This window comes from Acinetobacter sp. YH01003 (genome assembly GCF_013420525.1).
GTDB classification, from domain to species: Bacteria; Pseudomonadota; Gammaproteobacteria; order Pseudomonadales; family Moraxellaceae; genus Acinetobacter; species Acinetobacter towneri.
In genome coordinates this window covers 123,571-135,808 of record NZ_VOXY01000002.1, presented here as the reverse complement: position 1 = coordinate 135,808, position 12,238 = coordinate 123,571, and the positions used below count along the sequence as shown (strand labels likewise).

The window sequence follows — 12,238 nt, the reverse complement described above, 5'->3', positions numbered from 1 at the left end:
CCAGTAGATGAAAAGTGGTTGGCAAAATATTACATATTATCAATCATATACAATTGTATATTTATTTTCCGTAGGTACTTTATACCTAACATGATGTGTACACCCTCAGCATAAATCATACTTTTATTGGGACATCTCAAAATTAAAAGCGCTTGTTTGTCGTTCTGTTTTGCAATCGGCACGTTTTTGCCTTAAAATAATGCCCTTGCTGTAGTGATGCACGGCAGTCAATTGAGTAATCAATTGATCGGTATCAAATCTTTTTATTAAGCATCTCGGAGAAATCGAATGGCTTTAACAAACGCAGATCGCGCAGAGATCATTGCTAAATTTGCTCGTGCTGAAAACGACACTGGTTCACCAGAAGTTCAAGTAGCACTTTTAACTGCTCAAATCAATGACTTACAAGGTCACTTCAAAGAGCACAAACACGACCACCATAGCCGTCGCGGTCTAATCCGTATGGTTAACCAACGTCGTAAGTTACTTGACTACCTTAAAGGCAAAGATGTGACTCGTTACAGCGCATTGATTGCTGCTTTAGGTTTACGTCGTTAATTCGATTTAAGCTTTTATTTTCGGACTATTGCATGTTGAATGCTGTATTACTGAAAACTAAAGTATATCTAGCCTTGGCTAGATCAGTGGAAGGGGCGAATGATTCGCTCCTTCTTTGTGTTTAAAAATCGTGTTTCATTCGAGTGAGGTCGGCTTCTAAGCTTTGTCATTTACCTAAACAATTGTATTGTGAATGCCAAACCTTAGGGGTCTCCACGAGAATAATTGTTCACAAGAACTAGGAAAAAATAAAACATGTCGATGTTTAATATTATTCGTAAAGAATTCCAATTTGGTCAGCACCAAGTTGTACTTGAAACTGGTCGTGTAGCGCGTCAAGCCAACACGGTAATGATTACTATGGGTGGCGTGACTGTATTGGTTGCAGTGGTTGCTCAACCAACAGCAAAAGCGGGTCAAGATTTCTTCCCACTGACTGTTAACTATCAAGAAAAACAATATGCTGCAGGTCGTATCCCAGGTGGTTATGGTAAGCGTGAAGGCCGTGCTTCTGAAGCAGAAACTTTAATTTCACGTTTAATTGACCGTCCAATTCGTCCGTTGTTCCCAGAAGGTTACTACAACGAAATTCAAGTTACTGCGACTGTTGTATCTTCTGACAAAACCATGGAAGCTGACATTGCTGCAATGTTAGGTACGTCTGCTGCACTTGCAATTGCAGGTACACCGTTCCGTGGCCCAATTGGTGCGGCGCGTGTGGGTTTAATCAACGGCGAATACGTGCTTAACCCGAACTTTGAACAAATGGCGCAATCTGACCTTGACCTTGTGGTTGCAGGTACAGAATCTGCTGTATTGATGGTTGAATCTGAAGCAAAAGAACTTTCAGAAGACCAAATGTTAGGCGCAGTGCTTTACGGTCATGACGAAATGCAAATCGCGATTCAAGCGATCAAAGAATTTGCTGCGGCTGCAGGTGCAACTGAGTCAACTTGGACTGCTCCAGAGAAAAACGAAGACCTTCGTGCAAAACTAAAAGAAGCGTTTGAAGCAAAAATTTCTGAAGCGTACACCATTGCGATCAAACAAGACCGTTATGCTGCATTAGATGCACTTCAAGCAGAAGCAGTTGCGCAATTCGTTCCTGAAAATGACGAAACTGGCATTGCAGATGACTTGAACGAACTCTTTGAAGATCTTAAATACCGTACCGTACGTGACAACATCTTGTCTGGTAAACCACGTATTGATGGTCGTGACACCAAAACCGTTCGTGCGCTTGACGTACAGGTTGGCGTTCTAGACCGTGCGCACGGTTCTGCATTGTTTACCCGTGGTGAAACTCAGGCTTTGGTTACCACCACTTTAGGTAATACACGTGATGCCTTAATGGTTGATACCTTATCGGGTACTAAAACTGACAACTTCATGTTGCACTACAACTTCCCTGCATATTCAGTAGGTGAAACAGGTCGTGAATCTGGCCCTAAACGTCGTGAAATTGGTCATGGTCGTTTGGCACGTCGTGGTGTGCAAGCAGTTCTTCCTGCAGCAGATCGCTTCCCGTATGTGATTCGTATCGTATCGGACATCACTGAATCGAACGGTTCATCTTCTATGGCGTCTGTTTGTGGTGCATCGTTATCACTTATGGATGCAGGTGTTCCATTGAAAGCACCAGTTGCGGGTATCGCAATGGGCTTAGTGAAAGAAGGCGAGCGTTTCGCTGTACTTTCTGACATTTTGGGTGATGAAGACCACCTTGGCGACATGGACTTTAAAGTTGCGGGTTCTGCCAACGGTATTACTGCATTGCAAATGGACATCAAGATTGAAGGCATCACTGAAGAAATCATGGAAGTTGCATTAAACCAAGCTTATGCAGGTCGTATGCATATCTTAAATGCAATGAACCAAGTGATTTCACGTGCGCGTCCAGAAATTTCAATGCATGCACCAACTTTCCAAGTGATTAACATCAACCCAGACAAGATTCGTGACGTGATTGGTAAAGGTGGTGCTACCATCCGCCAAATTACTGAAGAAACTAAAGCGGCAATTGATATTGAAGACAACGGTACAGTGCGCGTATTTGGTGAAACCAAAGCTGCTGCACAAGCTGCTGTTGCAAAAATTCAGGCTTTAACTGCTGAAATCGAGCCGGGTACAATTTACACAGGTAAAGTAATCCGTATTGTTGAATTCGGTGCGTTCGTAAATATCCTTCCGGGTACTGACGGTTTACTTCACATTTCTCAAATTTCAAATGAGCGTATTGCCAACGTTGCAGACGTGTTGAAAGAAGGTCAGGAAGTGAAAGTACAGGTTGCTGATGTAGACAACCGTGGTCGTATCAAATTAACTATGAAAGATATCGAACAAGCGTAATGCTGTGTTGATGATCTGAAATGGTCAAAAAACCCGTATTCAATCTGAATGCGGGTTTTTTTATGCTAAAAATTTTGTTGCATCGTACAAACCATCTTTGTTGTATGAAAAGCGGCATAAATTACAGCATGTATTTGAAAAGAAGCCTGATCCATGCTTAAACTGAGTACATCTTAAAATCTCAAAAAACCGTACAAGAAAACTGAAATAGAGTGCCCGTTCTATGCAAAGTTATTATTTTTATCTGCATACCAATCATAAAACCAATATTTATGTGCAAAAACAGCCAATTGAAGGGCTTGAGCCTGAATTTATCTGGATTGATTGCACCCGTGATGATGTGCTTAACCGTGCAGAACAGTGGCAACAAGAGATTTTTCAGTACAGTCAATTATCGCTCAATGAATATCATGTGCGCGATATTTTAAATATAGAGCATCCATGTGCGTTTGATACTTTAGATGATTATGACTTATTGATTTTCCGTAAACTGATCACACCCGAAGACCGTATTGCAACAGGGCAACAAGTCGGGGAGAAACATGAACGGATTTTTGGACTGGCCACTACGCCGATGAGCTTTATTATGACACCGCAGATTTTGATTAGTGTGCGGGAACAGGGCAATAAAGTCATGGAAAGCTATTTGTCACGTGTGGAAGCAGCGGTACAACGCCCGATTGAAGAACAGAATAAAGCACGCAAACTGGCAGCAACACCATTAGATTTAACGTTGCGTTTACTGAATTTGGTAGCGGATGATTACTTGGATATTCGCATGCCGCTAACCCGCCGTGTGGAATATTGGCAACAAGAGTTGTTGCAGGGACATCGTCGTTTTACCCGTTGGCATCAATTGCTGCAAGAAAATATGGCGTTTCAGCAAGTTGAAAATTTATGTGAAGAGCAAATAGAAGCCTTGCAGGAATTGCGTGATGAAATTGTCGATAACTACCCACATTTACGTGGCAAAAAACGTAGTGAACGGCAGGATATTATTTTGGTACGTTTGGATGATTTGACCAGTCACATTGAACGAATTCAAAAGCATACCATTCGCTTACGCTCTGCAGTGCAAACCGCAATTGATCTGCATTTTTCTGCTATTGCCAACCAGACCAATGAAAACATGCGGATTTTAGCCATCATTACCGCAGTTTTTGCACCTTTGACTTTATTTACAGGGGTGTATGGTATGAACTTTGAGTTTATGCCGGGGCTGAAACACGCACAGGCCTTTTGGATCATGCTTGGGGTAATGGTGATGACTACTTTGTTGTTGCTGTATTATTTTTATCGTAGGCACCTTGTCGGTCTGGGTGAAAAAAGTGTGATTGATATGTTGGCACAGCAACATAATGACCAACCCATGAATTTATTTTGGTTTTTAGACTATGAACCCATTAAGCAAACCGTGAAAGGCACCATTAAAGAAGTTGAAAAACTGACTAAACTTAAATGATCTAGAAGATAAACTTACGGATGTGGTGATGGATTGAGTCCTGCATCCAATGCGGATTCACAAGATAATGTATTGATTTAAAAGTTGTCCACAGACCTCAAAAGTTATCCATAGGACTGATAAGCTTATCCACAGATTGAACCAGATAGGCAGACACTTAGCTCAAGATGGCAGTTTTTTGAATGCTGTTTTCAGACTTGAATACGCCATCTTGTTTTGCTTTTTGTCTTTTCTTGCTGTGTCCTGCATTTGATCGTATGAGGATTTGCAGTTCAGACTTGTATGTATTTTTAAGCCAATTGATCATTTTGTGCATTACGCAGCAAGTGATACATTTCATCTTTTAGTCTTAATTTTTTGCGTTTCAGCGCTTCAATGTCATCATTAATTTGATGCACAGGATCAAGCTCTAACTGGCTGATTTCACGGTCTAGCTGTTCGTGATCTTCAAAAATTTTTGAAAAATGTGGATTGCTGTCGCGTAATCCCTGAATTAAATCACGAAACTCAGGAAACATATTTTTAATCTTCTTGTTGCAGTCTTTAGTTTTCATTGTGTAGATCATTCTCATCAAAAAAATTTACGGGCATAGAAAGAAAAACGCTCTAGCAAGGTGATGAATCACACAGCTAGAGCGTGAGGATTAACTATGTTGAAAATTCAGATGTTTAACTTCTTTACGTAATTTTTGTACTTCATCAATCAGGTCAAGCATCATGGCGACAGCTGAAAAACTGGCATCAAAATCACGTTGCAACCGATAGGCTTGGCGTGCACGGCTGACATCTTCACCAAAAAATTGGTGGATACGTTCGGCAGGGCGGGAAGGCAGGATGTCATATTCTAAAAGTTGTAAGACCCATTCAGGGCTTTGCCCACACGCTTCGGCAAATTTTTTTAAATCTAACTGGGTAAATTCTTCAATAATTTCTGTGTGCTGTCCGTCTGAAGTGATTTCACGATATAAAATGGTGGTCATGGCATACTCCTTCTGATCGAATTCAAACGAGTTGGCTCGTCTGAAATGAGGGATTGCTTTACATCAATAATTGGTGGATATCCAATAAGCGATTCTCTTGAATTTAGCCTGTGTACTCTGTAATAGAATCTTTTATTTGTATTCCTTTGGTGAAATTCAGCCAATCCTTTGCTGTGCTCACGCCTGTTATATTGATGTGCCAATTTGGCTTGTGTGTATAGATGTTCTATAGATATTAGTCTATTTTTTGTTCAATTTCATTCTTTATTTTAATATTTTGGATTGAACGGTAACACAGTGTTTAAAACGATTGTTTCAAAATTTGGCAATAAAAAGGGTTCTTAAAAAGAACCCTGTAAATCAATGTTTTAGCTTTTAAAATTAGTATTTTACCCAAGTCACGCTGCGACCAATCACCGAAACACCCACATAGCCACGTAAGGTAAGGCGCTTACCGTTAGCGCTTAAACGTGCTTTGCCTTTATAAACTTTACCGCCAATAGGGTCTAAAACATGGCCTTGGTTAAATTCACGTGGGTTTTTGGTATCTTGTTTAAAGCCCCAAATAAATGGCAAGCCAATAAAAGGCTTGTTCTTTAAGTTACCTGGACAATTGCTACAAATCACCATTTTTTCTGCACCCGGAATATTACGGGTTTCCACGATAATGCCTTCATAAGTGCCATCTGGCTTTTTGCGAATTTCGACATCGGCACGTGAATAACCTGTGCGATCATCAATGGTTTTCCATTTACCGACCAGTAGATCGCTTTCTGCAAAGCCAACACTTGAGAGGGTTGTTAAAACGAAACCCGCAAAAATCCCTCTGAAATTTATTTTCATGAACAGCATCCCCAAAATTGTTATTTTAAAAAATAGAGTAAAAATTCTATTTCGGGTTTTATAGCAAGAATGTAATAAACAAGCAAATTGAGCAGTGTGAGATGTCAGGCAGGAAAAGATATAAGTGTTATGGAGTTGGTAATTTAAATCTAATCATTCCGATAAAAGTGTGCAGAACACAGCTTTTATCGCATTGGTGAGGAATAAAATCAGTATTTCACCCACGTCATTTTGCGGCTGGCATTGGTGGCAAGGTCTACATTATAAAGGGTTAAATGTTTGCCATTGCTGCTTAAACGTGCACGAGTTTTATATTGTTTACCTGTGCGCGGGTCTAAATAGTCACCTTCATAAAATTCAATTTGATTGCTTGGCGTAGCTTTTAAGTGACTTAATGGCACAAAACCTAACAGTGGCTTATCTTTATTTTTACCCGTACAGAGTGTGCAATTTTCCAAACGCGGTGCGCCAGGAACCGCACGTAGTTCTATAATCGTAGCGGCATACGCACCTTGTTTATCTTTACTCATGACTACGTCAGACAATGAAAAACCTGTGCGGTAGTCTAATGTTTTCCATTTGCCCAAAAGTGGGTCTGCATTGGCTGCATAAGCTAAACTTGAACAGCAAATCGCGCTGATGAATGCTAAACGAGAAAAGAACAGGGTGTTCATAAAATCAATATCCCAGAGAAGAAGCAGCCTAAAATATATAAAGGCATAAAAAAAATATGGGATTATTTATACCCAATTTACGCGGTATTTTCTAGTAATTGCATGAAAGTTTTGTGAAATTAATCACATGAAAAGTAATAAAATAATAGGTTTTGACGATGGTCATCACGTAAATAAAAAATGAGCAGAATGTACTGCTCATTTTTTATGAATTTTCAGCATTGCATCACATATTAATCATGGTATTCACCATGCCATTTAACTGAGATGTTCTCCAAATAAACCTAAGGCTTCTTCGGCACTAAAGCTATATTGTGTGCTGCAGAATTGACAATCCATAGTAATAGGGTTCTGATGTTCCAAAGTTTCACGTACCGCAGCAACACCAATTTGCATTAAGGCATTGGCACAGCGTTCTTTGGAGCAAGTGCAACCAAAACGTAAGGCTTCCACTTCAGGCAAACGCACTTGTTCTTCATTGTATAAACGGTACAAAATTTCATTGACGTCTAAATCAGTCAATTCTTCCGCTTTTAAGGTTTCAGTCAGCATGGTCACACGCGGCCATAAATCTTCATCGACCCGTTGTTGTTCTTCTTCACTGTTACGCGGCAACAATTGAATCAGCAAACCGCCCGCACGTTCGGCATTGCTTGCCAACACAATACGAGTTGGAATTTGTGCCGATAAGTCGTAATACTGCATTAAACATTCAGCTAAATTGGCTTTGTCCAAAGGCACAATACCTTGATAACGCTCACCAAATTCAGGCTCGATATTAATAAACAGTACAGGACTGACCAAACTTTTCAGGACGGTACTGCTGTCTTCAGCGCTTAAAAAGCGCGGGTCTTGTTCGTAGTCTGCCAACGCACGCACTTCACCCAAGTGGTTACATTCCGCCATGGCCCATTTAAATGTGCCAGATGCCTGAATTTGTAAGCTAATACGCCCTTTAATTTTTAGGGTACTGGCCAGTAGGGCAGTGGCGCAAAGCATTTCTCCCAACAACACTTGTACCGCAGGCACATAATCACGTTGTTTCAAAATGGTTTGCAAAGCTTCTTCGAGATGAACTACTTCACCACGAACAGGGCTATCTTCAATAAAAAAGCGTTGGCGTAAATCAGACATAAAATTCTCCATAACCCTGTTTTAATGGTGGCAATATTGTAAAACACAAGTCAGTTTGCTGCATCACGTGTTACATCAATATGACTGCTATGCAAGCCGCGTTTTAAATCGACACCCAAGGGCATTTCACGGTTTTGTGCATCACTTTCAAACAGGTGTTCCAGTTCTGCCAAAGCGTTACGATGGGTTTCATATACTTTTTGTTCATCGGTATAAATGTGCTGCTGTTGTGCCAAGAGTTGTTCATCATAATCACGGAACAACTCAATGCTTTTATAGGCATCTTTTTCATTAATGCCCAAATCGCGCAAAGCCTGATAGGCCATGCCTAAAGAGGATAAATACGTTTCACGCCAAATATAGGTAACGCCTAAATCGCGCAATAAGTGCACATGATGACGATCACGAGCGCGTACCAGTAATTTTAGCGCTGGATAATTCAGGCGAATATGCCGTGCCACGTTCATTGAGTCTTCAATATCATCAATGGCTAGAATAAAGATTTTGGCATGCTCGATGCCTGCGGCACGTAAAATTTCAGGTTGAGTGGCATCGCCATAATAGACTTTACCGCCGTAATTCCGCACAAAATCAATTTTATCCATATTGCTGTCGATGGCAGTAAAGTGCAGATGCTGCAAGTACGCCACACGGGCAATAATTTGTCCAAAACGACCAAAACCCGCAATAATCATGGGGTGATGTGTATCGGGAATTTCGTCATATTCAGGCGATTTTTCACGTTCTAAGCGAGGAATAATTTGACTGCTCATCAACCAATATAAAATTGGGGTCAACACCATCGACAAAGTCACAATTAAGGTCAGTGGTTGCAGCATGGCCTGGCTGAGCACACTTTCACTTTGTGCGACACTGAGCACCACAAAGGCAAACTCACCGCCTTGTGCCAAGCAAGTCGCCAATAACAAACTATTGCGCCAAGAATATTGGAAATAACGGGCAATGGCCGTGAGGCTAATCAGTTTGATGAGCAGGAGCAGCAATGCACCGCCTACAATCAGCCAAGGGGTATTCATTAAGATTGCCAGTTCGGTGCTCATCCCGACGGTCATAAAAAATAAGCCTAGCAATAAGCCTTTGAATGGGGCAATACTGGCTTCTAACTCATGTCTAAATTCGGAATCTGCCAACAATACGCCTGTTAAAAATGCACCTAAGGTGGTGCTAATGCCCAGCACATCCATAATGCTGACCACGCCAAGTACAATGAATAAACCGACAGCAGTGATCAGTTCATGTGCGCCACTTTTAGCCACAAAACGAAAAAATGGACGCATGAGATAACGGCTAAATAAGAACAAACCGCTAAAGGTCGCCATGATTGCAGCAAAATAAGCAATGCCATGATGAGTCGATTCTGCACCTGCTAACATGGGAATGATGGCAATTAAAGGAATGGCGGCAATATCTTGAAACAGCAGAATGGAAAAGGATTGTTGTCCATAACTGCTGTTGAGTTGCTGCTTTTCTTGCAACATTTGTAGCACAAAGGCTGTAGAGGAAAGTGCCAGTGCAAAACCTATCACCACACTTGAGGCAATGCCTTGCTGTAAGGCAAAAAAAGCCAAGATTGCAAGTAGAATACCCGTGATGCCGACCTGTAAACTACCCAAAACAAAAATGGGCTTGCGCATTTCCCACAGCCGTTGTGGACGCAGTTCTAAGCCAATAATAAACATCAGGAACACCACACCATATTCTGCCAGTTCCTGAATATCATCGGGGTCGCTGGCAATATTGAATACGCTAGGCCCTAGCAAAATGCCTGTAAACAAATAGCCCAATACGGTCGCAATACCAAAGCGTTTTAGTAAGGGAACCAAAACCAATGAAGCGCCTAGAAAAATGGTTATTTGTAACAATAAGGACATGTGGTCATCCAAAGTTTAAAGCGGTGGATTATTGAAATAAGTGCTGATACAGCTAAGTTTCAATTTACAGTATTAGCTAAATTCTTGCGGATCTATATCTAAACTTAGTTTCATGCTGGATGGCTTTTCATGCAACATATTTTGCCACCAGTTCCTGATATAAAAATGTAAGCGTGCCCGATCTTTAGACAACAACACCATGTGTGCATGGAAACGTCCTGCTTTACGTTCCATTGGCGCAGGAATCGGCCCCCAAATTTCAATTAATTGTTCTGAATGTTCTCTAAGCCATTGTGCATGTTGTTGTAAAAATTGCTGGTTTAATTCCTGACTTTTAGATTCACAGCGAATCAAAGCACTGTAACGATAAGGCGGTAATTGTGCAGCTTTGCGTTCTTTTAAACTTTGTTTGGCGAACTTGCGGTAATCTCCCTCGACCAATGTGGTGAGAAGTGGATGATCAGGACGCACACTTTGCAAATAAACATCACCTTTATGCTCACCACGCCCTGCACGTCCCGCCACTTGCACAATCAGTTGAGCCGTGCGTTCAGGTGCGCGAATATCCACACTAAGTAAGCCTGAATCAATATCTAAAATTGCCACCAATGTCACATACGGAAAATGATGCCCTTTGGCCAGCATTTGCGTGCCCAATAAAATCAGTGGTTCGCTGCGTTGAATACGGTCATAAATTTTTTGCCAACTGCCAACACGACTGGTTGAGTCACGATCTACCCGAATCACATCTACATTGGGAAACAGCTCGTTTAAACTGTCTTCGACTTTGGCAGTGCCCATGCCAATTGGTTTGAGTTCTGCATGGTTGCAGGCAGGGCATTGCTCAGGTTTACGATGAATCGTACCGCAGTGGTGGCAATGCAAATGTGTATAAGGTTGATGATGCAAGGTAAAGTTGGCATCACAATTCGGGCATTTGGCTTGCCATGCACAGCTCTCACAAATCAATACGGGTGCATAGCCGCGTCGGTTTAAAAACACCAAAACTTGTTCTTTTTTAGCCAAGCGTTTTTTGATTTCATCAATCAATTGTTGGCTAATACCGTGCTGTTTTTTGGCAATTTTTAAATCAATTAGGTGGATTTTGGGCATGAGTGCCGTGCCCGCGCGTTGATTTAATTCCAGACATTGCATTTTGCCTTGATCGACTAGTGCATAGCTGTCAATGCTTGGAGTTGCCGAACCTAAAATAACAGGGCAATTTTCCAGATGGGCACGATAGAGCGCAACATCACGGGCATGGTAGCGAAAACCTTCCTGCTGTTTAAAAGACAGGTCGTGTTCTTCATCTAAAATAATCAAGCCTAAATTTGGCAATGGGGTATAAATCGCAGAACGTGTACCTAAAATAATCGAGGCTTTGCCCGTTTGTGCGGCTTGCCACGCCTGCAAACGCTTGGAATCATTTAAACCTGAATGTAAGAGGGCGATGTGGCAGTGAAAACGCGATTGGAAACGGCTAATGGTTTGTGGCGTTAGACCAATTTCAGGTACTAACACCAACACTTGTTTGCCCTGTTTTAGTACCTCATGCATGATGTGTAAGTACACTTCAGTTTTACCGCTACCCGTTAAACCATCCAGTAAAAATGCCTTATATTGCTGCCGTACTTTAAGTACGCTGTCGATGGCTTTTTTCTGATCTGGATTAGGGGTTAAAGGCATTTGCGCCAAAGTCACTGGCATTGGGCTAAAATCTTGGGCTTCCAAAACACATGCGCAAATTTCTTTATTCGCCAAGGCTTTTAGGGTTGCTGTTTCAATGCCTGCCAAATTTAAAATATTTTCAGAAGTTCCCGAAGGATGCAGCTTTAAAATTTTATAGGCTTCTTGTTGTTTTTCTGAGCGTGTAATTTTAGCTTCGGCATGTGCATCCAACAATTTCCAAGTACGTGCCAATAAATTATAGGGTTTGGCTTGGCGCAATAAGCTAGGTAAGGCACTTTGCATCACTTCACCAATCGGGAATTGATAATATTGTGCCGACCATGTCAACAAAGTTAAAACTTTAGGGTCTAAAATCGCTTGCTCATCTAACAGTTCGCTAATGGCTTTGAGTTTAAAACGTGGATCAATTGGGGTGTCGAGTGCCAGTTTTTCGACAATAATTCCGACCAAGTTTTGCCGACCAAAAGAAACCAAGACCCGCGCGCCCACTTCTGCTTGCTGATATTGTGCTGCACTGAGCATATAATCGAAGCAGTCGTAAAGATATACGGGTACAGCCACTCGAATACGATAAACAGGCTGTGGGTCTAAAGTGGAATCTGGCATAGAAAAAGTCGTATCGTCCTGTGAAAAATGGCTTCGTGCTCGACTTTGGCA

Annotated in this window: 10 protein-coding genes; 3 read left to right on the top strand and 7 right to left on the bottom strand. The window is 41.5% G+C overall.

The genetic code is table 11. From position 1 onward, the window contains the following. Window positions 1–288 precede the first annotated feature (288 nt). From rpsO to FTT70_RS04005, 3 genes are all read left to right on the top strand, one after another. Window positions 289–558 carry a 30S ribosomal protein S15 gene (gene rpsO, locus FTT70_RS04015; protein ID WP_004975922.1) on the top strand — a complete coding sequence of 90 codons (270 nt, stop codon included), beginning with the start codon at window positions 289–291 and terminating at the stop codon, window positions 556–558. Window positions 559–819: 261 nt separating this feature from the next. Then, entirely contained in the window at window positions 820–2,907 is a 2,088-nt protein-coding gene (gene pnp, locus FTT70_RS04010; RefSeq protein WP_171257431.1) for a polyribonucleotide nucleotidyltransferase, read from the top strand. 223 nt (window positions 2,908–3,130) lie between these two features. Beyond that, window positions 3,131–4,369: a magnesium transporter CorA family protein gene (locus FTT70_RS04005; protein WP_179989710.1), complete on the top strand. Its 1,239-nt coding sequence runs from the start codon at window positions 3,131–3,133 to the stop codon at window positions 4,367–4,369. A 290-nt stretch (window positions 4,370–4,659) separates the two neighbouring features. On the opposite strand, the gene FTT70_RS04000 is transcribed toward FTT70_RS04005, so the two are convergent. From FTT70_RS04000 to FTT70_RS03970, 7 genes are all read right to left on the bottom strand, one after another. After that, window positions 4,660–4,923, bottom strand: coding sequence for a YdcH family protein (locus tag FTT70_RS04000; protein ID WP_026438326.1), 264 nt, complete (start codon window positions 4,921–4,923; stop codon window positions 4,660–4,662). Window positions 4,924–5,013: 90 nt separating this feature from the next. Beyond that, a complete protein-coding gene (locus tag FTT70_RS03995) occupies window positions 5,014–5,349 on the bottom strand; it encodes a chaperone modulator CbpM (RefSeq protein WP_004975930.1) in 336 nt (111 codons plus the stop codon). 381 nt (window positions 5,350–5,730) lie between these two features. Beyond that, complete coding sequence (locus FTT70_RS03990) at window positions 5,731–6,192, bottom strand: DUF2147 domain-containing protein (protein WP_096901331.1); 462 nt, start codon at window positions 6,190–6,192, stop codon at window positions 5,731–5,733. A 209-nt stretch (window positions 6,193–6,401) separates the two neighbouring features. Beyond that, window positions 6,402–6,866, bottom strand: coding sequence for a DUF2147 domain-containing protein (locus FTT70_RS03985; RefSeq protein WP_004975938.1), 465 nt, complete (start codon window positions 6,864–6,866; stop codon window positions 6,402–6,404). A 258-nt stretch (window positions 6,867–7,124) separates the two neighbouring features. Next, on the bottom strand, window positions 7,125–8,000 hold the full coding sequence (gene hslO / locus FTT70_RS03980) for an Hsp33 family molecular chaperone HslO (protein WP_004975941.1): 876 nt from the start codon (window positions 7,998–8,000) through the stop codon (window positions 7,125–7,127). 50 nt (window positions 8,001–8,050) lie between these two features. Further along, window positions 8,051–9,892, bottom strand: coding sequence for a monovalent cation:proton antiporter-2 (CPA2) family protein (locus FTT70_RS03975; RefSeq protein WP_154321101.1), 1,842 nt, complete (start codon window positions 9,890–9,892; stop codon window positions 8,051–8,053). Window positions 9,893–9,964: 72 nt separating this feature from the next. After that, window positions 9,965–12,187 carry a primosomal protein N' gene (locus FTT70_RS03970; RefSeq protein WP_004975947.1) on the bottom strand — a complete coding sequence of 741 codons (2,223 nt, stop codon included), beginning with the start codon at window positions 12,185–12,187 and terminating at the stop codon, window positions 9,965–9,967. Window positions 12,188–12,238: the final 51 nt, after the last annotated feature.

Excerpts from the sequence above, each read along its gene's own strand:
- rpsO (WP_004975922.1), top strand. The coding sequence starts at position 289 with ATGGCTTTAACAAACGCAGATCGCGCAGAGATCATTGCTAAATTTGCT.
- pnp (WP_171257431.1), top strand. The coding sequence starts at position 820 with ATGTTTAATATTATTCGTAAAGAATTCCAATTTGGTCAGCACCAAGTT.
- FTT70_RS04005 (WP_179989710.1), top strand. The coding sequence starts at position 3,131 with ATGCAAAGTTATTATTTTTATCTGCATACCAATCATAAAACCAATATT.
- FTT70_RS04000 (WP_026438326.1), bottom strand. The coding sequence starts at position 4,923 with ATGAAAACTAAAGACTGCAACAAGAAGATTAAAAATATGTTTCCTGAG.
- FTT70_RS03995 (WP_004975930.1), bottom strand. The coding sequence starts at position 5,349 with ATGACCACCATTTTATATCGTGAAATCACTTCAGACGGACAGCACACA.
- FTT70_RS03990 (WP_096901331.1), bottom strand. The coding sequence starts at position 6,192 with ATGAAAATAAATTTCAGAGGGATTTTTGCGGGTTTCGTTTTAACAACC.
- FTT70_RS03985 (WP_004975938.1), bottom strand. The coding sequence starts at position 6,866 with ATGAACACCCTGTTCTTTTCTCGTTTAGCATTCATCAGCGCGATTTGC.
- hslO (WP_004975941.1), bottom strand. The coding sequence starts at position 8,000 with ATGTCTGATTTACGCCAACGCTTTTTTATTGAAGATAGCCCTGTTCGT.
- FTT70_RS03975 (WP_154321101.1), bottom strand. The coding sequence starts at position 9,892 with ATGTCCTTATTGTTACAAATAACCATTTTTCTAGGCGCTTCATTGGTT.
- FTT70_RS03970 (WP_004975947.1), bottom strand. The coding sequence starts at position 12,187 with ATGCCAGATTCCACTTTAGACCCACAGCCTGTTTATCGTATTCGAGTG.